This window comes from Citrobacter sp. S55_ASV_140, assembly GCF_018919505.1.
In the GTDB taxonomy this organism is placed as follows: Bacteria; Pseudomonadota; Gammaproteobacteria; order Enterobacterales; family Enterobacteriaceae; genus Citrobacter; species Citrobacter werkmanii.
Genome location: NZ_JAHLQZ010000001.1, coordinates 1 through 25581, shown reverse-complemented (window position 1 = coordinate 25581; position 25581 = coordinate 1). Strand labels below are relative to the sequence as shown.

Annotated in this window: 21 protein-coding genes and 2 pseudogenes; 13 read left to right on the top strand and 10 right to left on the bottom strand. The window is 53.4% G+C overall.

The genetic code is table 11. The features are described from left to right. Positions 1 to 192: 192 nt before the first annotated feature. The 5 genes from ydcS to patD are packed head-to-tail and all read left to right on the top strand — an operon-like array spanning position 193 to position 5561. Positions 193 to 1338: a putative ABC transporter substrate-binding protein YdcS gene (gene ydcS, locus KQJ18_RS00115; protein ID WP_069324934.1), complete on the top strand. Its 1146-nt coding sequence runs from the start codon at positions 193 to 195 to the stop codon at positions 1336 to 1338. Positions 1339 to 1354: 16 nt separating this feature from the next. Further along, positions 1355 to 2371: an ABC transporter ATP-binding protein gene (locus KQJ18_RS00110; protein WP_121529078.1), complete on the top strand. Its 1017-nt coding sequence runs from the start codon at positions 1355 to 1357 to the stop codon at positions 2369 to 2371. Beyond that, entirely contained in the window at positions 2372 to 3316 is a 945-nt protein-coding gene (locus tag KQJ18_RS00105; protein WP_216421187.1) for an ABC transporter permease, read from the top strand. It abuts the gene before it with no gap. Then, the gene (locus tag KQJ18_RS00100; protein WP_003020204.1) at positions 3306 to 4112 is read left to right on the top strand and encodes an ABC transporter permease; all 807 of its coding nucleotides are present in this window, start codon (positions 3306 to 3308) and stop codon (positions 4110 to 4112) included. The genes KQJ18_RS00105 and KQJ18_RS00100 overlap by 11 nt, the downstream gene beginning before the upstream one ends. A 21-nt stretch (positions 4113 to 4133) precedes the next feature. Further along, on the top strand, positions 4134 to 5561 hold the full coding sequence (gene patD, locus KQJ18_RS00095) for an aminobutyraldehyde dehydrogenase (RefSeq protein WP_038640724.1): 1428 nt from the start codon (positions 4134 to 4136) through the stop codon (positions 5559 to 5561). A 195-nt stretch (positions 5562 to 5756) separates the two neighbouring features. Here patD and KQJ18_RS00090 read toward each other — a convergent pair whose 3' ends face one another. Next, a complete protein-coding gene (locus KQJ18_RS00090; RefSeq protein WP_216421186.1) occupies positions 5757 to 6881 on the bottom strand; it encodes a multidrug effflux MFS transporter in 1125 nt (374 codons plus the stop codon). A gap of 101 nt (positions 6882 to 6982) precedes the next feature. Between KQJ18_RS00090 and KQJ18_RS00085 the strand changes: the two are divergent. Continuing rightward, a pseudogene (locus tag KQJ18_RS00085) lies at positions 6983 to 7761 on the top strand (helix-turn-helix transcriptional regulator). A 119-nt stretch (positions 7762 to 7880) separates the two neighbouring features. Here the strand turns inward: KQJ18_RS00085 and yncL are convergent. Beyond that, complete coding sequence (gene yncL / locus KQJ18_RS00080) at positions 7881 to 7976, bottom strand: stress response membrane protein YncL (RefSeq protein ID WP_071524268.1); 96 nt, start codon at positions 7974 to 7976, stop codon at positions 7881 to 7883. Between the two features lie 192 nt (positions 7977 to 8168). Between yncL and KQJ18_RS00075 the strand changes: the two genes are divergently transcribed. Beyond that, positions 8169 to 8342, top strand: a complete 174-nt coding sequence (locus KQJ18_RS00075) for a GhoT/OrtT family toxin (RefSeq protein WP_069324931.1) — start codon at positions 8169 to 8171, stop codon at positions 8340 to 8342. Between the two features lie 10 nt (positions 8343 to 8352). On the opposite strand, the gene KQJ18_RS00070 is transcribed toward KQJ18_RS00075, so the two are convergent. From KQJ18_RS00070 to KQJ18_RS00060, 3 genes are read right to left on the bottom strand one after another with little or no spacing between them, the layout of a single operon-like run. Next, positions 8353 to 10512, bottom strand: a complete 2160-nt coding sequence (locus KQJ18_RS00070) for a virulence factor SrfC family protein (protein ID WP_216421183.1) — start codon at positions 10510 to 10512, stop codon at positions 8353 to 8355. After that, entirely contained in the window at positions 10509 to 13490 is a 2982-nt protein-coding gene (locus KQJ18_RS00065; protein WP_216421182.1) for a virulence factor SrfB, read from the bottom strand. Before KQJ18_RS00065 ends, KQJ18_RS00070 begins: the two co-directional genes overlap by 4 nt. A gap of 4 nt (positions 13491 to 13494) precedes the next feature. Beyond that, entirely contained in the window at positions 13495 to 14802 is a 1308-nt protein-coding gene (locus KQJ18_RS00060; protein ID WP_216421180.1) for an SrfA family protein, read from the bottom strand. A 282-nt stretch (positions 14803 to 15084) separates the two neighbouring features. On the opposite strand from KQJ18_RS00060, the gene KQJ18_RS00055 reads away from it, so the two are divergent. Further along, on the top strand, positions 15085 to 16683 hold the full coding sequence (locus tag KQJ18_RS00055; protein ID WP_216421178.1) for an ABC transporter substrate-binding protein: 1599 nt from the start codon (positions 15085 to 15087) through the stop codon (positions 16681 to 16683). A 17-nt stretch (positions 16684 to 16700) separates the two neighbouring features. After that, positions 16701 to 16934 (top strand): YdcY family protein, encoded by a 234-nt coding sequence (locus tag KQJ18_RS00050; RefSeq protein WP_216421176.1) that lies wholly within the window; start codon positions 16701 to 16703, stop codon positions 16932 to 16934. A gap of 80 nt (positions 16935 to 17014) precedes the next feature. On the opposite strand, the gene KQJ18_RS00045 is transcribed toward KQJ18_RS00050, so the two are convergent. Continuing rightward, positions 17015 to 17464 (bottom strand): DMT family transporter, encoded by a 450-nt coding sequence (locus KQJ18_RS00045; protein ID WP_042308290.1) that lies wholly within the window; start codon positions 17462 to 17464, stop codon positions 17015 to 17017. After that, on the bottom strand, positions 17461 to 17979 hold the full coding sequence (gene mddA, locus KQJ18_RS00040) for an L-methionine sulfoximine/L-methionine sulfone acetyltransferase (protein ID WP_216421173.1): 519 nt from the start codon (positions 17977 to 17979) through the stop codon (positions 17461 to 17463). The genes KQJ18_RS00045 and mddA overlap by 4 nt, the downstream gene beginning before the upstream one ends. A 37-nt stretch (positions 17980 to 18016) precedes the next feature. On the opposite strand from mddA, the gene KQJ18_RS00035 reads away from it, so the two are divergent. Then, entirely contained in the window at positions 18017 to 18592 is a 576-nt protein-coding gene (locus tag KQJ18_RS00035) for an XRE family transcriptional regulator (RefSeq protein ID WP_204525135.1), read from the top strand. A gap of 57 nt (positions 18593 to 18649) precedes the next feature. Then, the gene (locus tag KQJ18_RS00030; protein WP_216421172.1) at positions 18650 to 19687 is read left to right on the top strand and encodes an NADP-dependent oxidoreductase; all 1038 of its coding nucleotides are present in this window, start codon (positions 18650 to 18652) and stop codon (positions 19685 to 19687) included. 31 nt (positions 19688 to 19718) lie between these two features. Here the strand turns inward: KQJ18_RS00030 and pqqU are convergent, their stop codons facing one another. Beyond that, entirely contained in the window at positions 19719 to 21839 is a 2121-nt protein-coding gene (gene pqqU, locus KQJ18_RS00025; RefSeq protein WP_216421170.1) for a TonB-dependent receptor PqqU, read from the bottom strand. Between the two features lie 261 nt (positions 21840 to 22100). On the opposite strand from pqqU, the gene KQJ18_RS00020 reads away from it, so the two are divergent. Both KQJ18_RS00020 and KQJ18_RS00015 read left to right on the top strand, forming a co-directional pair. After that, positions 22101 to 23162, top strand: coding sequence for a YncE family protein (locus tag KQJ18_RS00020; protein WP_038640696.1), 1062 nt, complete (start codon positions 22101 to 22103; stop codon positions 23160 to 23162). 136 nt (positions 23163 to 23298) lie between these two features. Further along, positions 23299 to 23520: a YgdI/YgdR family lipoprotein gene (locus KQJ18_RS00015; protein ID WP_038640695.1), complete on the top strand. Its 222-nt coding sequence runs from the start codon at positions 23299 to 23301 to the stop codon at positions 23518 to 23520. A gap of 43 nt (positions 23521 to 23563) precedes the next feature. Here KQJ18_RS00015 and ansP read toward each other — a convergent pair whose 3' ends face one another. Both ansP and KQJ18_RS00005 read right to left on the bottom strand, forming a co-directional pair. Beyond that, entirely contained in the window at positions 23564 to 25006 is a 1443-nt protein-coding gene (ansP, locus tag KQJ18_RS00010; protein WP_038640693.1) for an L-asparagine permease, read from the bottom strand. Positions 25007 to 25287: 281 nt separating this feature from the next. Then, positions 25288 to 25581, bottom strand: a pseudogene (locus KQJ18_RS00005) (hypothetical protein); the annotation flags it as partial.

Sequence of the window (25581 nt, the reverse complement as noted above, 5' to 3'; positions counted from 1 at the left end):
AACTCCTTGTCTATACTCCAGAAGATTAAAACACCCAGTCTGAATCAGTAGCGTAATGAGCGTTAGCTCACAACCTGATTAAATTTCCTTGCGCCAGCAGGAACGCTTAGCACACCCCGACTATTTTTAGGAAAGGACATATATTTACGGCAAGGCTGCCGCTCAATATTTTTTAGACAGGAGTAAGATGTTATGAGCAAGCAATTTGCCCTCAGTAGCCTGTGTGCGCTCAGTATGACGCTGATGACTGCACAGGCAGCCGAACCCCCGACATCATTAGATAAACCAGAAGGCCGCCTGGATATTATTGCCTGGCCGGGTTATATCGAACGCGGACAAACCGATAAACAATATGACTGGGTCTCGCAGTTTGAGAAAGATACCGGCTGCGCGGTCAATGTGAAAACGGCGGCCACATCGGATGAGATGGTCAGCCTGATGGCAAAAGGCGGCTACGACCTGGTGACCGCGTCCGGTGACGCTTCACTGCGTCTGATTATGGGTAAACGCGTGCAGCCGATTAATACCGCGCTGATCCCAAACTGGAAAACTATCGATCCACGCGTGGTGAAAGGCGAGTGGTTTAACGTTGGCGGAAAAGTGTACGGCACCCCGTATCAGTGGGGACCAAACTTGCTGATGTATAACACCAAAACCTTCCCAACGCCGCCGGATAGCTGGAACGTGGTGTTTGTTGAGCAAAAACTCGAGGATGGAAAAAGCAATAAAGGACGCGTGCAAGCCTATGATGGTCCGATCTATATTGCCGATGCCGCGTTATTCGTTAAAGCCACCCAGCCGCAATTAGGCATCACCGATCCCTACCAACTCACCGAACAACAGTACCAGGCGGTTATCAAAGTCCTGAGCGATCAACATGCGCTAATCCATCGCTATTGGCACGATACCACTGTGCAAATGAGTGACTTCAAAAACGAAGGCGTGGTGGCATCCAGCGCCTGGCCTTATCAGGCTAACGCCCTGAAAGCCGAAGGTCAGCCTGTTGCCACGGTTTTCCCAAAAGAAGGGGTTACCGGCTGGGCTGACACCACCATGCTGCACAGTGCAGCGAAACACCCGGTGTGTGCTTACAAATGGATGAACTGGTCATTAACCCCGAAAGTACAGGGCGACGTAGCGGCCTGGTTTGGTTCTCTGCCAGTGGTGCCTGAAGGATGTAAAGCCAGCCCGCTGCTGGGTGAAAAGGGCTGTGAAACCAACGGCTATAGCTACTTTGACAAAATCGCTTTCTGGAAAACGCCAATTGCGGAAGGCGGCAAATTCGTTCCTTACAGTCGCTGGACGCAGGATTACATCGCCATTATGGGCGGTCGTTAATTCCGCTGGGGGTTTTATGACGTACGCAGTAGAGTTTCATAACGTCTCGCGTCTGTACGGGGATGTTCGTGCAGTTGATGGCGTGAGTATTGCGATTAACGACGGGGAGTTTTTCTCAATGCTGGGGCCATCCGGCTCCGGCAAGACCACCTGCCTGCGTCTGATTGCCGGGTTCGAGCAGCTTTCAGGCGGCGCAATCACCATTTTTGGAAAACAGGCCAGCGAATTGCCCCCCTGGGAGCGGGACGTCAATACGGTATTTCAGGACTACGCGCTATTCCCACATATGTCGATCCTCGACAACGTCGCTTACGGGCTGATGGTCAAAGGGATTGATAAAAAACAGCGTCACGCCAAAGCCCGTGAGGCGCTTGATAAAGTCGCACTCGGTTTTGTTCATGAGCGCAAACCGTCACAGCTTTCCGGCGGACAACGTCAGCGCGTGGCGATTGCCAGGGCGCTGGTCAATGAACCGCGCGTTCTGCTGTTGGATGAGCCGCTCGGGGCGTTGGATCTTAAGTTGCGCGAACAGATGCAATTAGAGCTGAAGAAGTTACAGCAATCTCTCGGTATCACCTTCATTTTTGTCACTCACGATCAGGGCGAAGCGCTGTCGATGTCTGACCGTGTGGCGGTGTTTAATAACGGTCGTATCGAACAGGTGGATTCTCCGCGTGAACTGTACATGCGTCCACGGACACCGTTTGTGGCGAGCTTCGTCGGGACGTCCAATGTCTTTGATGCCACGATGTCAGCGAACGTTTGCGGGCTACAGGGAATGTTTTCCCTGCGTCCGGAACACATTCGGTTGAATGATGCCGGGGGAGACGTCCAGGCTCCGGGCGTTATCCAGGCGGTGCAGTACCAGGGCGCGGCGACACGGTTTGAACTGAAACTGGCTGGCGGTGAAAAATTACTGGTGAGCCAGGCGAACCTGACGGGAGAAATGCTGCCGTCAACGCTGTCGCCGGGTCAGCAGGTGATGGCATCGTGGTCACGCGACGTGATGGTGCCGTTGGTTGAGGAGAGGTGAATGGCTATGAACATCTTACATTCGCCATCGCAACCGACAAATCTGAACAAGATCTCCGGTTTCTTCTGGCGTAATCCGGGGCTGGGGCTGTTTTTACTGCTTCTCGGGCCGCTGATGTGGTTTGGTATCGTCTACTTTGGCTCACTGCTGACGCTGTTGTGGCAAGGTTTTTATACCTTCGACGATTTCACCATGTCGGTCACGCCGGACCTGACGCTGGCGAATCTGCAGGCGCTGTTTAATCCCGCCAACTACGACATCATTTTGCGTACCCTGACGATGGCGATAGCGGTCACCATTGCCAGCGCGATTCTGGCGTTTCCGATGGCGTGGTATATGGCGCGCTATACCAGCGGCAAAATGAAAGCCTTTTTTTACATTGCGGTGATGCTGCCGATGTGGGCCAGTTACATTGTTAAAGCCTACGCGTGGACGTTACTGTTGGCGAAAGACGGTGTGGCGCAGTGGTTTTTAACCCATCTTGGGCTGGAGCCGCTGCTGCTTTCGTTCCTGACGCTACCAGCTGTCGGCGGCAATACGTTGTCGACCTCAGGGTTAGGGCGCTTTCTGGTGTTCGTTTACATCTGGTTGCCGTTTATGATCCTCCCGGTACAGGCCGCATTGGAGAGGCTTCCGCCGTCACTGTTACAGGCTTCCGCTGATTTGGGCGCGCGCCCGCGTCAAACCTTCCGCTATGTGGTTTTTCCGCTGGCAATACCCGGTATCGCGGCGGGATCTATCTTTACTTTCTCTCTGACGTTGGGCGATTTTATCGTGCCGCAACTGGTGGGACCGCCGGGGTATTTCATCGGCAACATGGTGTATTCGCAACAAGGGGCGATCGGCAATATGCCGATGGCGGCGGCATTTACTCTGGTGCCGATTGTGTTAATCGCACTGTATCTGGCGTTCGTGAAGCGTCTGGGAGCTTTCGATGCACTCTGAACGCGCACCCTGGTTACTCAAACTGGCGGCATGGGGCGGGGTTATTTTCCTGCACTTTCCCATCCTCATCATCGCCACCTATGCTTTTAATACTGAGGAGGCTGCTTTTAGTTTTCCACCGCAGGGGTTGACGCTGAAGTGGTTTAGCGTTGCGGCGCAGCGTAGCGATATTCTGGAGTCTGTGACGTTGTCACTTAAAATCGCTGCGTTGTCGACGGCTATTGCTCTCGTTCTGGGGACGCTGGCCGCTGCCGCGCTGTGGCGCAGGGACTTTTTTGGCAAGAGTGCAATATCGCTGTTGCTGCTGTTGCCAATCGCGTTACCGGGGATCATCACCGGTCTGGCGCTGTTGACGGCGTTTAAAACCATCAACCTGGAACCGGGTTTTCTCACGATCGTGGTGGGGCATGCGACGTTTTGCGTGGTGGTGGTGTTTAACAACGTTGTGGCGCGTTTTCGCCGTACCTCATGGAGTCTGGTTGAAGCGTCTATGGATCTTGGCGCCAACGGCTGGCAAACCTTTCGTTACGTGGTGCTGCCGAACCTGGCATCAGCACTGCTGGCGGGCGGAATGCTGGCGTTTGCCTTGTCATTTGATGAAATCATCGTGACAACGTTCACCGCCGGACATGAAAGAACACTTCCTTTGTGGCTGCTCAATCAACTGGGTCGTCCACGGGATGTGCCTGTCACCAACGTTGTGGCATTGCTGGTAATGCTGGTGACTACACTGCCAATTTTAGGGGCCTGGTGGCTAACGCGTGAAGGCGACACTCTCGCCGGAAACGGTAAATAAACGACGATATGGGAAATTGCTATGCAACATCAATTACTGATTAATGGCGAGCTGGTCAACGGTGAAGGTGAAAAGCAGCCAGTCTATAACCCTGCAACTGGTGAATGCATTCTGGAGATTGCCGAGGCCTCAGCCACGCAGGTTGATGCCGCGGTCCGTGCGGCCGACAGTGCCTTTGCCAGTTGGGGACAAACCACACCGAAAGTACGTTCCGAGTTACTGCTGAAACTGGCGGATGCTATCGCGGATAACGCGCAAACCTTCGCTGAGCTGGAATCGCTCAACTGCGGTAAGCCGCTGCATTGTGTGCTCAACGATGAAATTCCGGCCATCGTCGATGTTTTCCGCTTCTTTGCCGGGGCGGCCCGCACCCTGCAAGGACAGGCCGCCGGAGAGTATCTGGAAGGGCATACGTCAATGATTCGCCGGGATCCGCTGGGCGTGGTCGCCTCTATTGCCCCGTGGAACTATCCGCTGATGATGGCGGCGTGGAAACTGGCTCCGGCGCTGGCGGCGGGGAACTGCGTGGTGATTAAACCGTCGGAAATTACCCCATTGACCGCGCTTAAACTGGCCGAGTTTGCCAAAGATATTTATCCGGCAGGCGTTGTCAACGTGCTGTTTGGCCGTGGAAAAACCGTGGGCGATCCGCTGACCGGACATGAAAAGGTCCGCATGGTTTCATTGACCGGCTCTATTGCCACCGGCGAACATATTATCCAGCATACCGCGTCTTCAATTAAGCGCACACATATGGAACTGGGCGGCAAAGCCCCGGTCATCATTTTTGATGATGCGGATCTGGATGCGGTAGTGAGCGGCGTGCGAACCTTTGGTTATTACAACGCCGGACAAGACTGTACCGCCGCTTGTCGAATCTATGCCCAGAAAGGCATTTATGACGCGTTGGTTGAGAAACTTGGCGCGGCGGTTGCCAGCCTGAAAATTGGCGCGCCGAACGACGAATCGACGGAGCTGGGACCGGTAAGTTCGCAGGCACATCTTGATCGCGTGGCCAAAGCGGTCGATGAGGCCAAAGCCCTGGGGCATATTAAGGTTATCACCGGTGGTAAAAAAGTGGACGGCGCAGGCTACTACTTTGCCCCAACGCTGCTGGCCGGGGCAAAGCAAGAAGATGCCATCGTGCAGCGGGAAGTTTTTGGTCCGGTGGTCAGCGTGACCGTATTTGATGATGAAGACCAGGTACTGGCGTGGGCGAATGATTCGAAATACGGACTGGCATCTTCTGTCTGGACCCGGGACGTCGGCCGCGCGCATCGGTTCAGTGCTCGTCTGCAATATGGTTGCACCTGGGTCAATACCCACTTCACGCTGGTCAGCGAGATGCCGCACGGTGGGCAAAAACAGTCTGGTTATGGCAAAGATATGTCGGTGTACGGGCTTGAGGATTACACGATTGTTCGCCATGTCATGATCAAGCATGAGTAACAATTTAGACGTGAACTCCTAATGAGGCACGGATAGCTAAAAATTAGCAAACGGGTCTCTATACTATTCGCGCCACTGGCCTCGTCGCCATCGGACGGCGGTAAGTTGGAAATATCCGCGAGGTCAGGCTAATTGATACGACAAAGCCCCAGCTTAACGCCGGGGCTTTGTGCTTTCAGGTATACCGTCCAGTTATCAGCGGCGGTAGCTGCAAAGCCAGGCAAGTAGCGCACAGACGCTCAGCACCAGCCCCAGTTGTTGCACCATGCCAGCCAATCCCAGCATCATTCCCAGCAACAGGTAATAGCTTAACCCGAACAAAGCACCAGCGGCCCCGGCTTGTTCACGATAGCGACGCAGTGCCTGGCTCAATACATTGGGAATGGCGATACCATAGGCCAGTACCACCCCAAACACCGGTATCAGGATCCATGCAGTATGCTGTAGCCACCACGCCGCCAGACCTGAGAACATGGCCAGCACACAGGCATGACGTACCAGCTGTTGCGGCGTCAGACCTGTCGTTAACAGACGCCGATTCAACAGGCTTCCCGACAGCGAAGCAAGCGCAAGTAACACCCCCGTCCAGCCAAAGGCTCTGGAACTCCATCCCAACTGTCTGAAAAGAAATGGCGCCAGACTGTAATAGCTAAACAGCATGGTATTTAACAGGGCGATCAGCATAGCATTTTTCCACAGCTCATCGTCCCGTGCCATGCGGAGAAGGAGCACAGCCATCCGCGGGCGGATCGTATTCTCCGGCCTTGTTTCCGGCAAACGGGTTGCTGTCAGTATGAGCAGTAATATCGCCAGCAAAACAAGAGCAACGAATACACCGATATGACCATACAGGCACACCAGCCAACCTCCGCTTAGCAGGCCGAAAACCGGACTCAGGGCCAGCGCAGCGCCCATCACAGAAAAGACGCGGGATAGCGTGGTTGATTCATAACAGTCCCTCAATATGGTCTGTACCACGACTGACCCGGCAGCCGCTCCGATGGCTGACACCATCCGCGCCAGCAGCAACACGTTGAAATTGGTGGCAACAATGGCCAATGCACAACCTGTGCCGTAGCAGATTAGTCCTGCCAGCATCGCCCGCCGTCGTCCGATACTGTCGCTCAGCCAGCCCCACATCGCCACACCGACGGCGAAGGCCACAAAGTAAACGGAGAGTGTTTGAGCTGCACGTTCACTGCTTATGTGAAAAGCGGTAGCGATACCTGGCAATGCCGGGCTGTAAATGGTTTCCACCAGTTGCGGAAACATTATCAGCAGAGTGAGCAGCCAAAGCGGCGGACGACGAAGAATATTCATAGCAATATCCGAAGAGACCGAAAACAGGCGGGAATTATTGCTGAAAGCGGGCTGTCTTATTACTATTATCAGGACTTTATATATCAAATATCGGACAGATAATGAAAATTGCCCCCGATGAAATTTTCGATGCGGATAGCTTTGATAACCCGGTAATTGGGATTGCCGCCGATATGGGCGTACACGATTCCGGACGACATAGCCACCTTCGTCATCAACTCCTTTTTTCGGCGGCGGGGAGCATCACGATTGAACTGGAGCAGGCCCTGTGCCTGCTGCCGCCACGGCGTGCGGTCTGGATCCCAGCCGGTACGGTTCATCGCGCCATCATGCGTGGCGTAATGGCTTATCGTTCTTTGTACTTTTCATCCTCGCTGCCGTTATCCGATCTGCCAATGCATATCGTCGAGGTTAATCCACTTTTTTTCGAAGTCATAGAACGCATGGCCTTTTGGTCATGGGATATGCCTGCGGTGCAACAGGCCAGCCTCATCACCGTTTTTTGTGAGGAATTGCGGGCCTCACGTAGTGAAAACTGGACATTACAATTTCCCTCAGATCCACGGCTGGACGTATGGCTTGAGCAATTGCGCATGGGGGCGTTGCCACCGCGACTGAATCAGTTGTCCCAACGGGTTGGGGCGTGTGAGAAGACCATCAGCCGGATCTTCATCAGAGATACCGGGATGAATTATCAGCACTGGCGGCAGCAATTTAGACTGTTAAAAGCCATGGAAATGCTGGCTGACGGGAGTCCTGGTAGTCAGGTGGCGCAACATCTGGAATTTGTCAGTGACAGTGCTTTTATTGCATTTTTCCGTCAGCATACCGGCACCACGCCAGCCCGCTTTACTGGCAAATAATGCCGCAGAAGGATTAGGGATATTACATCCTAAGGATGATTTACCGGATGAAGGTAGAGTGGGAAGATCGTTGGCTAATGGCAGAGAGAAAACCCTCTCTGCCAGTGGACGCTGCAATTAATTCAGAAGAGTCACATCAAGCAAACCAGCCGAACCTTGCGGAAATCAGACTGAAAAGTCCTACAGCAGCAAATATATTTATCAGCACCACAGTTTTACTGGAAACATTCATTTGTGCCACCTTTCGTTTTAACCCCTATGGGTATAGTACGGGTTATAACTATCCGCAATAGTACGAATTCTGAACATAATGAAAACGGGTTGTTTTACCGCCGTTTCTCTTAAAATAATTAATAAAACTTGATGTGAGTCATGAAAAAGAGCATATTGCGCGCGATTTTACCTTCCGGCCAGGATGCCTTACATGTCTCTGTACCAAAAAATGTTGGTCTTTTATGCGGTGATGGCCGCTATTACGGCAATCATCACCTGGTTTCTGTCACGCGAGAAAAAGCGGATTCGTTTTCTCAGCGCGGTATTAGTCGGGGCGACCTGGCCAATGAGCTTTCCCGTCGCGCTGATGTTTTCACTTTTCTGATGAGGCCGTTTCAGACGGAAAGCAGGGCATCTAAACGTTTTTTGTCGGCTTCAGTAACATCCTGTGGGTGCTGATATCCCACGTTCTCATTCGCGCGGGTGTACAAAGCAACCAGCCAGTCGTAAACATAGCGGCTTGCGCCGTGCGAGGGCTGTTCTTCCAGTTTGGCCAGGCGCGACATCGGTTGTTGCTTTGGCGCGCTAAAAATAGCCGCGCCTTTTTGGATCCTGCTGGCAGGGCGCTGTTCCTCAGCAACGTTGGTAAATCCAAGCCAGGTAATAAAATCCCCAATATCGGCATGTAGCTGCGCCGCACAGACGTTTTCGCGCTGCATCATGCGCTGTAAGCGTTGCGGCATCTCCAGGCGATAACTGGTGGTCACAAGAATGTCAGCCACCTGCCTTAGCGTACGAGGATCGAGACCTAAACGGCGCGCATTATTTTCATCGCGACACCACTGACGTACGTGATTAACCCACATTTTGTGTGCCAGATAACCAGTTTCTTTGCTTTCCGGCGAGTGCGGTATGTCACGCACTTCAGCAAACAGGTCGATCTCTTCATTAAATAGCCCGTTCACCTGTTCCTCGCGCGGCTGATGAACACGCAGCAGCGACTCAAAGAGGCGCATTGGCGGCAGTAACCCCTCCAGTAGCTCGCCATGTTTTGCCGCCTGGGATTGTAACTGGCGGATCACCGACTCGCTGCTACCTGACTCATCAGCGCGGGTGTTAATCCAACTCATCAGCGTTTCGCGGATGCGCTGTTGGTGTTGTTCGCGCAGAGAGGTCAGCCTGGCCTGACGCTGTTGTGGTGAAGTCGCCTGAGTCAGCCATTCGACAAGGCGTTGTAAGCTGTGGTTATCCAGCGCCTGCAGCGTACCCCAGTGCAGTCCCGGTTTGCCCATTAATTGCTGTACGGACTCATCCAGGTTTTGCTGGGTGCTAAAACGCGCATCCTGTGGGGTGATGGCCCAGACTACGCCCGGTAATGCGGCGTCATGTACGGGTTGCGTATCGTTGACCCAGCCCAGCAGCTTGCGGGTAATGGCTGGCGTCTGGGCGCGGGTAGATACCGCATTGCAGATTAAGAGCACATCCGGTTGCAGTTGCTGGCGATAATGCTCCAGCATCCAGCCTAATTTTGCCTGCCACAGCGGATGGGGATGGGCATCCGGGGCGAGAGGGATATCGAGCAGATCGACATTCTCCAGCACAGCATCTTCCACCGTCAGGATCAGCTCGCGCGTCAACAGCGCTAGTGATGCCTGTGAGAGACTGACCGCATTGAGCAACTGATGGTTTTCAATTGGATGAACAACCACATCACTTTGCGCCTCACTCCCGTGCAATGCCACCTGAGTGAGAAAACTCTCAGCAGGTAAACCAAAATGGTCAACCAACAGGCTCAGCGGAGCCGCCAGTTCTTGCGCGTTCCCGGTTTGTTGCAGCGTATGCGCCAGCGCCAGCCACTGCTGCGTTAGCTCTGGTTGTTCTCCCCACAATAATGCCCAGGCGTTTGCCCGGGTCGTCAGATCCAGAGCGGGGAGAAGCGTAGCAAACTGATGCCATAGCGCATCGTCAATTTGCTGCTGATTAGCCGGTACGCAGGAGCGCCAGAAACGACCGATTGCCGCGACATCCTGAGCCGTGATGCCTTGCACCGGATGACGCTGACGCAGGGTTTGCCATTTTTCCAGGCGCGCCTCAATAATCGATTTCTCAACCTGGCGGTTGTCCGGGAGCGCACAGAACTGTGTGATAAACAGCTGTACCAGTTCGGCTTCACTGAGTAAGCGTAAGCGCAGCGGCCATTCGCTATTGAGCGGATTATCTTCACGCGTAAAGCGAATCGCCATATTGGTCGGTGCATGCCCCGGATTAATATGCGAAAAATAATCAAAACTGCGATCCGGGGTCACGATGTTCACTTTGCCATTGGCATTGCTGCACAATGCCGCGAGCAGATGCGCTTTCGCTGATTGTGAGTGCCCATATAACCCAACACAGCCTCGTGCTGAAAAGGTCGCTGTCAGCGCAGATTCATTAACCGCGGCTAACGTAAGTTGTGTCAGCAGGGCATCCGCCTCATCATCAAGACGTACGGAACGCTGGCGGGTCTCTGTTACCCACTCGATGACGGCCTGCGCGGTGTTTAACATCTTACTCATTTCAGGTACACGCTCCCGCTATCAATCCAGTAATGGCTACCGCTATGGCGACGATCCGCCAGGGTATTCAATTTTAACGTTAAGGCATTGGCGGCAACGGGGGTGCCATCCTGTAACCAGGCATCGCTGAGTACGAAGCATTCCGGGCCGCTCTCTTTGCTGCCGCCGCGTAACTGCAGCCGTACATTTAACACGCCATCTCCGGCGATACTTTTTGCCAGTTCGGCAGAATTTATGCTCAGCGTATACAGCGGCGTGGCAGGCCAGCGGCTGTTTGCCAATTGGCGGAAGCCTAACGTTACATTGCCGCGCAGCGGGAAGTGCAAACGGGTATCCAGCTTCGCGCCGGGTTTATCCAGATCGATATCGTGATACCAGATGTTCTCATCGCGTAGCGTGTTGACCGTATTATCCAGCACGCCAAGATAACGTACGGTCGAGTAAGCGCCGATATCGGCAGCTTTAAAATTGAAGCGCGGTAAACGCAGATCCAGCGCCAGGCTGCATAGCATTGCACCGACTGCTGCGGTGGATTTGGGGTTGCCAATCCGCCCTTGCTGACTGAACGGATACCACTCGTGCACCCGATAGTTATCCATCCAGATCATACGATTAACCGGAACGGGTTGAAGATGGCGGATCAACGCCTGTACGCCCGGTAAACAAGCGGGTCTGCCGGTCACTAATAAAATATCGCAACGATAATGTGAAATAGCCTCACAAACCGCGTGCAGCGGCGAGGTCAGGGTAAATTGCCCCGCCAGTAACGCTTCTTGTAACTGCCTGAACTGCACCTGTAACGGCACGCTCAAAACATCAAACGCTGGCGAACCAGACGGCAACGCATGATCGATAGCCTGTTGGATATAGTTCATCACGTTACGCGTGGGTTGCTGGCTGAGCAGCTCGCCAAAGGTGGCATGCAGTCCGGCTACCGGATCGTTAATATCGCTTTGTTCCCAGGCGGAGAGTACCGCATGACCGAGCGGCATAAAGAGTTGTAATGCCGTTTGCTGACGCAGGATCGCCTGAGTATCGATGCGTCCGGAATCGCCAAACAGCGTAGCCAGTAATGCGGCGGCGTCGGTCACGCCAGCCTGCTGCAAGCGGGTTTGCAGGGCAGGTAGTACGCAACGCTGAATCACGTCCAGCAGCATGTCATCGCCTGCGACCTTAAAGCCTTCGCGAAACAGCAAATGCGGGGTGATCTTGACGTTCGCGCCAACGCCGTCATCAAGTTGGTAATGGACGACGGCCATATCCGTGGTCCCACCGCCAATATCGATGGATGCCACGCGCAGCGCACGGCCTTTTATCTCACCAGGTTCCGGCAGACGGTCCGGACGGGCAAGGGCATTAAAAAACGATTCCGTGTGACCATCGTAGTGGGAAATCGCCTCGTTATACAGCCACACCAACTGACCGCAGCTGGCCTCATCCCACTCCATCTGGATCTCGGGGACGGGAACCACGCTCTTTTCCTGCTGCTTACGGGTGGTGAAGTCTTCATCCTGCGGGTGCCAGCCCATTGCTTTCCAGACCAGTGCAATGGCTTCAAACATACGCAGGCGGAAAATCTCGCGCTCCTGTTTTGGCATCGCTGAGGGTAGGGTCAGGATCAATGTGCGCAACTGGCGAGGAGAGGCCGGGAAACCAAGGCGCAAACGCGTCGCCACGCTGTTAATTTGACCCAGCGCCTGAGCCAGGATCTCACACAGCATATGCGTCATCAACGTGCTGCGGCTGTATTGCGGTGAGAACACCGGCAGACGGTCATCCTGCGGCAGGCTGAACAGCGGTTGTCCGTCATCATTCATGAGATTCATCAGCGGGAAGGCGGTAGCCAGCGGTTCGCGCTGGGTTTTGCCATTCATCTGGCTAAAGCGCCAGTCATGGAGCACCGGCGTTTCATCCCACAGATAACGGCGCGGGCTGGAGATCCCGCTGCTGCCTTCCGTACCCATACGTTGCATCGCCAGCTTTCGGGCTTCATCGCCCACGCGAACAATCGACGGCCAGATAAAGGCGTCATCACGACCGCTCTCAACGGAAAAGTGCTGTTTACCGAACCGCGCTTCGGAAAACTCCAGTCGGCTGGTGAATAGTGGATCGTTAAGAAACTGCGGCTCGCTTAATGACCGCACCTGTAATTCAGCGGTCTGACGCAGTCCATCATTGGCATCGCCGTGATCCTCAATCAGGACGCCGCAGGTATGGGTATTACCAATGTCCAGGATCAGATCGACGGGAATCGCCGGTGTACTGAGCGTATGTGTGACCAGCTTGACTTCCGGAATAGAAAGCTGTTCGCCTAACAGGGTTAACAAATTTAACCAGTGCGCCTGATATTCAAAATTACGCAGCGCCTGCTGGATCTCATGTTCTGAGCGATTCTCATGCTGCGTGACATGATGCATAAAGGATTCGCGCAGCCAGCCGTCAATCCAGGTCTGGTCGAGGAAATCGGCAATTTCGTTATCATGCCAGGCCAGTGCAAATCGCGTACCGTTAAGCAGGTCATTTGCGTTGGGGGTTAACGCTGCCGGGGCATTTTCAGTGAGCTGGCTGTCCAGCGCCAGGGTAACGCGGTGAGTGTTGCCCGCGCTGTCAGGTTGCGCCAGTTTTCGCACCTGTACACGCGCCCAGTTATCCGGGCCTTCAACAAACGTACGCGGCGGATTAAAGCGCAGGAACGGCAGCGGTAGCCAGATGCCGTCGAGCACGTCCAGAGAATAATGCAGCGTCTGGGTGCTTTCCGGCTTCACCACTTCGGGCTGACCGCCGGTGCTGCCCGGCAAGGTATAGCGTCCCGTTGTCAGATCGAAGTCCAGCCGTAGAAGGGGACCGTTGGCCGTTTTGCGCACAAAGCGGCCATGATGCGCAGATTCCTGCGGCGTCAGGCCAAAATCCAGAAATTGCACACCGCTATTGGCAATGAGCGTCACGCTTTGTTTGTAGTCACACAGATTCACCAACATAAAATCAGGCACCTATCTTTTTGATCGTCAGAGGGATTTCCGCGTGATCGTCATATCGTGCGGTGCAGGTGGCGACGTCATTGGTTCCCGCTTTGCAGGTAATTTCAGGCATCGGATAACGTGATCCGTCCGTGCAACGGGCATTGCCGCGACTCTTAATCATTAATTCGCCAGTCTGATGCAAACCAGAGAAAATCTCGGCACGACAAACAATATTGTCGCCATGAACGACGCGTGCAGTGCCTTTATTCGTCTGGATCTGATAACGCAGCGACGGCGCTTTGCCGCTGACCGGATCTTTCACGTCGACCATGACGCGCCAGTTACCGTTGAGGAAACGCGTCGTTCCTGCCTTCATCTGGCTGGCATCCATGACCAGCGCATCTTTGGGAATAGCGGCAATCACTACCGGTCCTGCGTCAGGTTTCTCTTTTTTCGCTACCGGAATGACTTCAGCCCGATGCAAAGGTAGTGCAGAGGTCAGTTCCGGCAACGGCGTCATGTCTGCTTTAGCCACTGCAATGGGGGCAACTGAGGGGGTAGGGATAACGGCTTGTTGTTTCCACAGCAACGGTCCGACAATGGCTGCGATAATTACGGCGGCAACGGGTAGACTCCACAGTGGCAGGCGACGTGCGGGCTTCACCTGTACCGGTGGCGGTGTGACTTCCGGTTCGCTGATCATGGCCAGCGGTTGTGATTCAGGTTCAACCGGTTTTGGCGGTTCAACGACCGGCGTCAGTAAAGGGGCATCGGCCTCAGTGAAGGTGATTTCAGGTGAAGTATCTTCTTCCGGGTCAGGCTCTGTCACAGTGACAACCGGTGGTATATCGGCAAGGCGCAGGCAATCGAGCACATCGTCGCGGGGATTTTCATTCAGATTGACGAAGCCCCAGAACGTAATAACGGGTTTACCATCAACCAGAAACACGTGATTCTCGCCAGGAAACTGGATGGCTTTTTCGAGCAATGAACCAAACAGTTGGAGGGCGGTTTTCCCCGATTGCAGGCTTTTACGGCTCAGGGCCGCCGCATTTTCCAGCGTGCTCCCCAGATAGCGCAGCGCACGAAAACGAGCCTCTTCATCAGCGGCTTTCCACGCAACGACTTTTCCTTCAACCGGAGAATACCAGTCAACCCGATCGCCGTTGTCGTTAATTTGTGGGATCGCCAGACAATCCACCATCGCCTGCTGCTTACGCAAGCGAAGCGTTTCACGAATTTGCAGTGCTGAATCAAACACGGCCTGACCACCGCCACCCACGGCCTGATAGTCATCCAAATTGCCGCTGCGTAAGAGAGTTTTTGCCACGTTGTTACCCCTTAGACTTCTTCACACATCTACTTTACGGTTTATAAAAACGAGCAAACGACGGAAGAGAGGCAAAAAGGGGCGAATTTTCATGGCATAGAGTGCCGGGAAAAATCTTGACGTTTTGAAAAAGACTTAAGGGAAATTAATTCGCTTGTGGTGATGAATAATTCAGCGAAAACCACCGGATTAGAATAACCTGATAGTGATTTGTTATTGGTCAGTTTTTGTCAGCTATGCTCTGATATTCCGGTTAATAATAAAATAAGAAGGCTTATAACCATGATTGCAAGGAAAACGTTACTCGCGCTGGCGCTCAGCGCCGCCTTACCCTCAGGCGCTGCGTTCGCGGCCAGCACTGACACCATCATCTACTGCTCAGAAGCGTCGCCGGAGTCATTTAACCCGCAAATCGCCAGTTCCGGTCCGTCGTTTGTGGCAAGTTCACAGGTGCTCTACAACCGACTCATTAACTTTGATCCGGTAAAGAATACCCCAATACCGTCTTTGGCAACGGACTGGACAATTTCTCCCGATGGGAAGACTTACACGTTTACCCTGCGCCAGGGGGTGAAATTCAACAGTAATAAATTCTTTAAACCTACCCGCGACTTCAACGCCGATGACGTGGTTTTCTCGGTATTGCGCCAGAAAGATGCCGATCATCCGTACCACAAGGTTTCTCAGGGCAGCTACGAATACTTTAACGATGTCGGTCTGGATAAACTGATCAAAGAAGTGAAGAAGGTGGATGATTATCACGTTCAGTTTGTGCTGAATGAACCTAACGCCGCGTTTCTTGCCGACTGGGGGATGGATTTCGCTTCCATTCTTTCTGCGGAATATGCTGACGCGATGCTGCAAAAAGGCACCCCGGAAAACGTTGATAATTGGCCGATTGGCACCGGGCCATATGTGTTGCAGCAGTACAAACAGGATTCCCAAATCCGTTATCTGGCCAACCCGAACTACTGGGATGGCGCCGTCCCGACGAAGCACCTGATATTCTCGATCACACCAAATGTACAGACCAGACTGGCAAAACTGCAAACTAACGAATGCCAGATTATCCCAGCGCCTGCGCCAATCCAGTTTGACGACATCAACAAGAATAAAGATTTGACGCTGCATTCGGTTGAAGCGCTGAACGTCGGGTATCTGGCGTTTAATACCGAGAAAAAACCGTTTGATAACGTGCTGGTGCGTCAGGCGTTGAACTACGCGACCGATAAAAAAGCCATTATTAACGCCGTCTTTTTAGGTTCCGGTACGGTGGCAAAATCGCCGATTCCACCGAATATGATGGGGTTCAATAACGATCTAAAAGATTACGCTTACGACCCGCAAAAAGCGAAAGATCTGCTGAAACAGGCTGGGCTGGAAAACGGATTTGAAGCGACGCTGTGGTCAATGCCGGTTCAGCGTCCATACAACCCGAACTCCCGACGTATTGCCGAGATGATCCAGAGCGATTGGGCAAAAGTCGGCGTAAAGGCAAAAATAGTGTCATACGAGTGGGGCGAATATCTCTCCGGAATGCGCAAAGGCGAGCATGACACCGCGCTGTTCGGCTGGATGTCAGACAACGGCGATCCGGATAATTTCGCGGATGTACTGTTGGGCTGCGACAGCATTAAAACCGGATCTAACGCCGCGCGTTGGTGCGATAAAGAGTATAATTCTCTGGTTCAAAAGGCGAAACTGGTGAGCAAACCTGAAGAACGCGCCGCGCTGTACCAGCAATCGCAAGAGATTTTCTACCAGCAGGCTCCGTGGATAGCCCTGGCAAATGGCAAAACGTTCTATGCCACGCGTAGCAACGTCAGCGGATACAGCGTCAGCCTGATGGGCAGTGATTTTTCAAAAGCAAAATTAAATTAATGAGTTAAGGAGAGGTTATGCCGCATCTGGATGAGGTCAGCGCACGTGTTGATGCCGCCATTGAAGAGAGCGTCATTACGCATATGAATGAATTGCTGATTGAACTCAGCGATGATGCCGCGCTGAGCCGGGAAGATCGCTACACCCAGCAACAGCGTTTGCGTACGGCTATCGCACATCATGGTCGTCAGCATAAAGAGGATATGGAAGCCCGTCGCGAACAGTTGACCAAAGGCGGCACAATCCTTTAATTCGTTATTACTGTTATCCGGCCTGTATGTTCAGGCTGGATAAATTCCGTAGGTCTGATAAGCGAAGCGCCATCCGGCAGTTAAAAAGAGCGTCTCGCGACCAGCCAGGCCCCGACGACCAGCAGCACCGCGCCGCAAACTGGCCCCACCAGCGCACGGAGGGGTACGCCATGACTGCGCAGAATATCCAGCACCAGTCCGCCAATTAACTGGCTGGCGACCAGTACCGCAATCGTGGTGGCAGCCCCCACATTTTGATAGCCGCTGATACTGGCAAAAACAAAAAAAGACCCCAGTAAACCGGGGATCAGCGTCCACCAGCGCACGCTGGAGACCAGTTCGCCAAACCCCGCTGCGCCTTGCTTAAACCACAGAATGCTGACAAACAGCACAATCCCAACCAGTGAGTTCAGCAGCATGGCAATCAGGATCGTCGAGGAGGTCTGCGTGATACGCACCATTAAGGTATTTTGCACCACCAGACCAATACCTGCGGCAATCAGAAAGGAGAGGGTCAGCGTCTGGTTCATCTGCCGGCATCCGGATCGCGACGATCGTCTAACTGCAATTGCATAAAGGTCAGATCCAACCAGCGACCAAATTTGGTGCCAACCTGCGGCATTTGTGCGGTGATGTTAAATCCCAGCGTACTGTGCAGATGCAGCGACGCCTGATTCTGAGACTCAATCCCCGCCACCATCACATGTTTGCCGCACGTGCGCGCTTCTTCTATTAGTCGGCTGAGCAGCGCTCGTCCCAGGCCCTTGCCCTGATGATCAGGATGGACATACACCGAATGTTCAACGGTATGACGAAATCCGTCAAAGTTACGCCAGTCGCCGAACGAAGCATATCCAGTGACTACGCCGTTTTCTTCACTTACCAGCACGGGATAGCCCATCAACTGGCGGGCTTCGAACCAGGCGATACGGTTTTCGGCATCGACCGTTTGATCGTTCCAGATAGCCGCCGTATGCAGTACCGCGTGGTTATAAATTTCAGCAATAGCGGCGCAGTCTGCTTTGCTGGCAAATCGAATTGACATGTTGAACCTCAGGGCTTGTTCACTATAGTATTACAATATGAATACTATTGAAGACAGCATAAATCAACGGATCGGTGCAAGAATTCGCCTTGAACGAGAATCTCGCGGCTGGTCTCTGACGGAACTCGCCGAGCGTGCAGGCGTGTCGCGGGCAATGATCCATAAAATAGAGCGTGGTGAGAGTAGCCCCACGGCCACGCTGCTGGGCAGGCTCTCCGGGGCGTTTGGCATCAGCATGTCGATGCTGATTGCACGAGCCGAAATGCAGGAGGGCAAGTTGCTGCGCCTCGCTGACCAGCCCGTCTGGCACGATCCGCAGAGCCACTATCTGCGACGCCATGTCTCACCGCGCAGCGATCTCCCCATCGACCTGGTACAAATCGAATTGCCCGCCGGAAGCAATATCCCAATGCCAGCATCCTCCTACGTGCAGGCCAGACAGCTTATCTGGCTACAGCAGGGGGAGTTAGTCTTTGTGGAAGGCGATGTGCGTCATGAAATGAAAGCGGGCGATTGTCTGGAACTGGGGCCGCCGAATGACTGTCGGTTTATCAATGAAACCACGCAAACCTGCGTTTATCTGGTTGTGCGATTAAACCATGTCGTGAGCTAAATGCTGGCGCAGGCTGCTACTATTGATGGATTCATGCCAAAAGCAGAGGAGCACATCATGGGTCAACAGACTAATCGTAACCGCCGTTGGGTACTGGCTTCCCGCCCACATGGCGCGCCAATCCCGGATAACTTCCGTCTTGAAGAAGATGAAGTCGCAACGCCGGGAGAAGGTCAGGTTTTGCTGCGCACCGTTTTCCTTTCTCTCGATCCTTACATGCGTGGGCGCATGAGCGATGAACCGTCTTACTCGCCTCCCGTTGAGATTGGCGGTGTGATGGTCGGTGGCACCGTGAGCCGCGTCGTGTCCTCCAACCATCCTGATTACCAGCCTGGCGAATGGGTGCTGAGCTACAGTGGCTGGCAGGACTATGACATTTCGGACGGCAACGGGCTGGTGAAGCTTGGCGATAATCCTGAACATCCCTCCTGGGCGCTGGGTGTTTTGGGGATGCCGGGATTTACCGCCTATATGGGTTTGCTGGACATTGGCCAGCCGAAAGCAGGGGAAACGCTGGTTGTTGCCGCTGCAACTGGCCCGGTGGGCGCAACGGTTGGACAGATTGGTAAGCTCAAAGGGTGTCGGGTGATCGGTGTAGCGGGCGGGGCAGAGAAATGCCGGCATGCTACCGAAGTGCTGGGCTTTGATGTTTGTCTCGATCACCATGCGCACGATTTTGCTCAACAACTGGCAAAAGCGTGTCCGCAGGGGATTGATATTTACTACGAGAACGTTGGCGGTAAGGTATTTGACGCTGTGCTGACGTTACTCAATACCTCGGCGCGCATTCCGCTTTGCGGACTGGTCAGCGGTTACAATGCGACATCGCTTCCGACCGGCCCTGACCGATTACCGTTGCTGATGGCAACCTTACTGAAAAAGCGTATCCGGATGCAGGGTTTTATCATTGGTCAGGATTATGGTCACCGCATTCATGAGTTTCAGCGGGAGATGGGGCGCTGGATTAAAGAGGGTAAAATCCACTACCGTGAGCAGGTCACTGACGGTCTGGAGAATGCGCCGCAGACCTTTATCGGTTTGCTGACCGGTAAAAACTTCGGCAAGGTGGTTATTCGCGTAGCAGACGATGCGTAAAGAGTGCTGGCGGGAGCGATTCCCGCCAGTATCATTCAAAACGCCAGGCCAGATTAATACCCACGCCATAGTTTCGTCCTGGCGCCGGTTCGTAGTACCGGCCATTTGATTCATTCACAATCACCGAACCGACGTAGGTCTTATCAAACAGGTTATCCACCCGGCCAAACAGGTCGATCATAAGGTTGCTGTAATAAAATTTATAGCCGGTATTCAGGCCGACTACGCTATATGACGGGGCTTTCGCCGTATTTTCATCATTAGCCATAATGTCCCCCATATAACGCACATCTGCTCCCGCATACCAGCCTTCATCAGGCACGTAGCCCAGTGACGCGAATCCCATGTTTTGCGCTATGCCGGGCAGTCGGTTGCCGTTGCAGTTTTGATCGCCGCAGACATTGCTGCGATAGGTTGCATCCAGCCAGGTCCATGCCGCTTTTACGCGCCAGTTTGTGGCAAAGCGTTGGTCCCAGGATAGCTCGCCTCCCTGACGGCGGGTTTTCCCGGCGTTTTTATAGGTCGTACGACCGCCATTGTTACTATCAACGACGATTTCGTCATCCGTGTTGGTCTGGAACAGGGCCGCGGTAAACAGCCCATCGCCGATGCGCGTTTTGCTGCCGATTTCAATGGTGTCATTTGTGGACGGCTGTAAACCAAAATTCATCCCGCTTTGGCCATCGGAACGGTAGGAGAGTTCGTTAATTGTCGGCGTTTCAAATCCTCTCCCCGCAGCCAGATAGACGTTCCAGGCGTCCGTCATTGCATATTTCAACGATCCGGCAGGGAGCCATTGGTGATAGCTGGCGTCCCCGCTGTCATCGCCGTTACCCGGCGTAATGTAGCGATCGTTGGAATCAAACCACACGGAACTGTAACGAACGCCGGCATCCAGCGAAAGCTTCTCCGTCAATTGCCACTGGGTTTGCAGATAGGGATCGACGTTCCACATCAGGTTACGTTCATTGCGTCGCATGTCGCCTTTCTGACCATACTCAGGCACACCATTATCAAGCCGATAGTTGTTATAGCCTTTACGGTTTTCACTCATGTTTTCATAGTTTATGCCGGTGGTGAAGGTCACCGGGATCCCCAATTCGCCACGGTGAGTCCAACGGTTATCTATCCCCTGATAATGACGTTGTAGAGTGATAACGCCTCCGGCATGGGAGGGTCTTAACTGTGGGGCCATTGGGATCGACTGATACTGGGTGGTTTCACGCTCCCCCGCATAGGTCATGATGCTGAGATCATCCTGCGCGCTAAGCTGGCGTTCATAGCGCAATCCCGCCTGGGTCTGTTTGATGGTTTTTCGCGTATTGAATTGCTCGGCGCGGGGCGATTGCTGCGGATTGGCATTCCACTCTGACTTCGTCAGGCCTCCGGGATCGTCGGCCTTAATATCCACGCTGTTGAAAATCAGCGTCAGTTTACTCGCGTCATCAATGCGTACGCCCAGTTTGGCATTAGCCAGATTTTTTTGCGCGCTGCTGTGATCGCGATACCCATGGGTAGTAAATCGGGTCGTTGAAACGGTGTAATCCACATCGCCTGGCTGAGTACCGTCGCCCAGCGCTCCGGTGGCCTTTAAACCGTAGCGCCAGGTGCCAAAACTACCGTAATAGCTGCTGGCTTCAATGGTGGGCGGCTCACGCCCTGTTTCAGTACTGACATTAATCACACCGCCGGAAGCATTGCCATACAGCGCAGAGAAGGGACCCCGCAGGACTTCAATATTTTGTACGCTGCTGATATCGATATTGGATGTTTGGCCTTGCCCATCCGGCATGGTGGCTGGGATTCCGTCTACATACATACGAATGCCACGGATACCATACGTGGTGCGTGAACCAAAACCGCGAATCGACAACTGGAGGTCCTGCGCGTAGTTCTGCCGATTTTGCACCTGTAGTCCAGGGACGCTGGTCAGCGATTCGGACAGGTTAATGCGCGGTGTTGCCAGACGCATATCTTCACCGGCAACGACGCTGACGGCGGCAGGCGTATCCAGCTCTGAAACGGATTGTGGCGTCGCGCTAACGATCAGCGTTTGCTCGTTTAGCTCACTTTCTGCCGCGGCAAAAGTCGAGAGGAAGACAGGCAGTAATGAAACAGGAAAGACGGTATAGCGGGCTGAAAAAATCGTCATGAATAAGGCCAGTTTAGGATGCTGACGCCGGAAAACGGACGGTAAGCATGTGAATTTTTTTATAAAAAAGATGAATTTTAGCGCTACTGAATTGCGGTAATTTTTCGGGCAATGAAAACGAGTGTAGTCAATATGTGAAGAAGTGCTCCACTTTGCGATGAATAATGATTACTATTCTCATTCTTAAAAAGGCAAAACCATGATTTTGCTCATTGAAGCTATGTGAAGCAGTAACAAACGAATTTATCAAAGGGAGTCGTCATGTCTTTACGTCATCTGTTTTCGCCGCGCCTGCGTGGTTCTTTACTGTTAGGTTCACTGCTCGTGGCATCATCTTTTACGACACAGGCTGCGGAAGAATTGCTGCGCAAAGCCGTGGGCAAAGGTGCCTATGAAATGGCATACAGCCAGCAAGAGAACGCGCTGTGGCTGGCGACCTCACAGAGCCGCAAACTGGATACCGGGGGCGTGGTTTACCGTCTTGACCCGGTGACGCTCGAAGTGACTCAGGTTATCCATAACGATCTCAAACCGTTTGGCGCCACCATCAATAACACCACGCAAACGCTGTGGTTTGGTAATACGGTAAACAGCGCGGTGACGGCGATGGATGCCAAAACAGGCGCGGTGAAAGGGCGCCTGGTGCTGGATGCGCGTAAGCGTTCTGAAGATGTGCGCCCGCTGCAGCCGCGTGAGCTGGTCGCCGATGATGCGACCAACACGGTCTACATTAGCGGTATTGGTAAAGAGAGCGTAATTTGGGTCGTGGACGGTGAGACGATCAAACTTCAGGACACAATCCAAAATACTGGCAAAATGAGCACCGCTCTGGCTGTCGACAGCAAGGCTAAACGCCTGTACACCGCCAATGCGGACGGCGAATTTATCACTATCGATACCACCAATAACAAAATTCTCAGCCGTAAAAAGCTGTTGGATGATGGAAAAGAGCACTTCTTTATCAACCTGAGTCTGGACACGGCGGGTAACCGCGCATTTGTTACCGACTCTAAGGCTGCGGAAGTGCTGGTTATTGACACCCGCAACGGCAATGTACTGGCGAAAGTCGCCGCGCCGGAATCCCTGGCCGTGCTGTTCAACCCGGCGCGCAACGAGGCCTATGTGACCCATCGTCAGGCCGGTAAAGTAAGCGTGATCGACGCGAAAAGCTACAAAGTTGTCAAAACGTTCGAGACCCCAACATTCCCGAACAGCCTGGCGCTCTCCGCCGACGGTAAAACGCTGTACGTTAGCGTGAAACAGAAATCTACCCGCGAGCAGGAAGCTACTCAGCCGGACGATGTGATTCGTATTGCGCTGTAATTAACCGGAGGGGGAAACCCCTCCTGTCATTTCTCTAAACCTCACGATACGCCTCGTTACACCCCGCCAGTAGCCTGACTAACTTCAGGGACTTACACTACGCCCTCAACGGCTAACTGAATAACACGGGAATACCATGAAAAAGCCATTTATGTGTCTTTGTGCAGGCGTCATGCTGTTTACGCTGGCAGGTTGCACAACCAATTACGTTATGACGACCAAAAGCGGACAAACGATTACCACCCAAGGCAAGCCAAAGCTGGATAAAGATACGGGAATGACCAGCTATACCGATCAGGATGGGAATGCGCGGGAAATTAATAGCAACGATGTTGCGCAGCTCATTGAAGCAGACTAAAAAAAGAAGGCCTGAAGGGGTAAGCTATCAGGCCTTTTTATCCTTACGGCGCGGTGCGGTGGATTTCCGCTACGCGTTTACGCACGCCGAACCAGCCCGCAACCAGCAGGATGGCGATTAACGGTAATGATGCGATGGTATAAGTGCCGTTTGGATAATCAAACGCCATCAGCACCAGCACGCTCAGCAGGAACAGCAACGTGAGCCAGGAGGTAAACGGCGCACCCGGCAGTTTAAAACTGACGTCTGCGGTTTTACCTTCTTTAATCGCCCGGCGCAGACGCATCTGACAAACCATGATAAATCCCCACGACGCAATGATGCCCAGCGAGGCGAAATTAAGCACGATCTCAAACACCTGCGACGGCACCAGATAGTTCAGGAATACCCCTACGACATACACGACCAGTGTGGCGAGGATCCCGGCCCATGGCACCTGTTGGCGGCTCATTTTAGCCATAAATTTTGGCGCGGAACCGCCCATCGACATGGAACGTAAAATACGCCCGGTGCAGTACAGGCCGGAGTTCAGACTGGAAAGCGCCGCGGTGAGCACTACAATATTCATGATGCTGCCGATATATGGCACGCCAAGTTTGGAGAAGAAGGTGACAAATGGGCTTTGCCCCGCCTGGTAGGCGTTCCAGGGCAGAAGCAGAACCAGCAGGACCACCGAACCCACGTAAAACAGACCGATACGCCAGATAACGCTATTGATCGCTTTCGGCACCATCGTTTGCGGATCTTTGCACTCACCCGCGGCAGTGCCGACCAGTTCGATGGAGGCAAACGCGAAGACGACCCCCTGAACCAGTACCAGCGCTGGCAGCAGGCCATGCGGGAAAAATCCGCCGTTGTCGGTTATCAGGTGAAAACCCGTGGCGTTGCCATCCAGCGGTTTTCCGCTACCTAAGAAAACGGTACCCACAACCAGGAAAATCACAATCGCCAGCACTTTGACCAGCGCAAACCAAAACTCCATCTCTGCGAACCACTTCACGCCGATCATGTTCATGGTGCCGACAATGGCCAGCGCCCCGAGGGCGAACACCCACTGCGGCACGTCGCCAAATGCGCCCCAGTAATGCATATACAGCGCAACTGCGGTGATATCGACAATACCGGTCATCGCCCAGTTGATGAAATACATCCAGCCCGCCACATAGGCGGCTTTCTCACCTAAAAATTCGCGGGCGTAGGAGACAAAGCTACCGCTGGAAGGGCGGTGCAAAACCAGTTCGCCGAGCGCGCGAAGAATAAAGAACGAAAAAATACCGCACACCAGATAGACCAGCGCCAAAGCGGGGCCAGCCATCTGCAAACGTGCGCCTGCCCCTAAAAACAATCCGGTACCAATCGCGCCGCCAATGGCGATCATTTGTACCTGTCGATTGCCCATCGCCTTGTGATACCCCTCTTCGTGAGCATTCAACCAGCGTCGTTTCGCCGCATGTTGTTCCGCGGCTTGCGTGTTGTGTGTGTTCATTACGTTTCCTGTTGACCTGACTGATTTACAAAATCCTTTTTGCCGCACCTGCTGCGGCGAAAACAGCGTTACCCTTCATTGTGTTACGGGGGAAAACTGCCGGCCGAGCATCCTACATTCAATTGTTCACTTGCGCAAAGCCCCGATAACAAGAATTCAGCATTTTTGTGCTGCCGGAACTGGCGCGGTGTGGCCTCGATTCAGCCAATAAAAGAAAGGGGCGTTTTAACCAGGGAGAGGAGTGCGCTTATTAAGACATTCGCCCGATAAGCGCCGTAACGTTATGCTGATACGCCAAAGACCTGAACGGCCTGCTGTAAGCGTGATGATCGCTGGGTCAGATCGGCGGTAGCATCAGTAACACGTTCCACCATTTCGGCGTTATTGTGTGTCATGGCGCCCACGCGTGAAATTGAATCGTTAATCAGATCCAGCGCCTGGGTTTGCTCTCGCGTGGCCAGACTAATCTCTTTGATCATCATCGACATCTGCAGGACATCACCAATCATCCCGGTGAGATGCGTTTCCGTTCGCTCCACCATTTTGACGCCGCTGTTAACGTTGGCGACGTTCTT

Bases quoted from the DNA above. Each gene is read 5' to 3' on its own strand.
- KQJ18_RS00055 (WP_216421178.1), top strand. From the start codon at position 15,085: ATGATTGCAAGGAAAACGTTACTCGCGCTGGCGCTCAGCGCCGCCTTA.
- KQJ18_RS00065 (WP_216421182.1), bottom strand. From the start codon at position 13,490: ATGTTGGTGAATCTGTGTGACTACAAACAAAGCGTGACGCTCATTGCC.
- KQJ18_RS00045 (WP_042308290.1), bottom strand. From the start codon at position 17,464: ATGAACCAGACGCTGACCCTCTCCTTTCTGATTGCCGCAGGTATTGGT.
- KQJ18_RS00105 (WP_216421187.1), top strand. From the start codon at position 2,372: ATGGCTATGAACATCTTACATTCGCCATCGCAACCGACAAATCTGAAC.
- KQJ18_RS00050 (WP_216421176.1), top strand. From the start codon at position 16,701: ATGCCGCATCTGGATGAGGTCAGCGCACGTGTTGATGCCGCCATTGAA.
- KQJ18_RS00110 (WP_121529078.1), top strand. From the start codon at position 1,355: ATGACGTACGCAGTAGAGTTTCATAACGTCTCGCGTCTGTACGGGGAT.
- ansP (WP_038640693.1), bottom strand. From the start codon at position 25,006: ATGAACACACACAACACGCAAGCCGCGGAACAACATGCGGCGAAACGA.
- ydcS (WP_069324934.1), top strand. From the start codon at position 193: ATGAGCAAGCAATTTGCCCTCAGTAGCCTGTGTGCGCTCAGTATGACG.
- patD (WP_038640724.1), top strand. From the start codon at position 4,134: ATGCAACATCAATTACTGATTAATGGCGAGCTGGTCAACGGTGAAGGT.
- KQJ18_RS00030 (WP_216421172.1), top strand. From the start codon at position 18,650: ATGGGTCAACAGACTAATCGTAACCGCCGTTGGGTACTGGCTTCCCGC.
- KQJ18_RS00015 (WP_038640695.1), top strand. From the start codon at position 23,299: ATGAAAAAGCCATTTATGTGTCTTTGTGCAGGCGTCATGCTGTTTACG.
- KQJ18_RS00075 (WP_069324931.1), top strand. From the start codon at position 8,169: ATGTCTCTGTACCAAAAAATGTTGGTCTTTTATGCGGTGATGGCCGCT.
- pqqU (WP_216421170.1), bottom strand. From the start codon at position 21,839: ATGACGATTTTTTCAGCCCGCTATACCGTCTTTCCTGTTTCATTACTG.
- KQJ18_RS00020 (WP_038640696.1), top strand. From the start codon at position 22,101: ATGTCTTTACGTCATCTGTTTTCGCCGCGCCTGCGTGGTTCTTTACTG.
- KQJ18_RS00100 (WP_003020204.1), top strand. From the start codon at position 3,306: ATGCACTCTGAACGCGCACCCTGGTTACTCAAACTGGCGGCATGGGGC.
- yncL (WP_071524268.1), bottom strand. From the start codon at position 7,976: ATGAATGTTTCCAGTAAAACTGTGGTGCTGATAAATATATTTGCTGCT.
- mddA (WP_216421173.1), bottom strand. From the start codon at position 17,979: ATGTCAATTCGATTTGCCAGCAAAGCAGACTGCGCCGCTATTGCTGAA.
- KQJ18_RS00035 (WP_204525135.1), top strand. From the start codon at position 18,017: ATGAATACTATTGAAGACAGCATAAATCAACGGATCGGTGCAAGAATT.
- KQJ18_RS00090 (WP_216421186.1), bottom strand. From the start codon at position 6,881: ATGAATATTCTTCGTCGTCCGCCGCTTTGGCTGCTCACTCTGCTGATA.
- KQJ18_RS00070 (WP_216421183.1), bottom strand. From the start codon at position 10,512: ATGAGTAAGATGTTAAACACCGCGCAGGCCGTCATCGAGTGGGTAACA.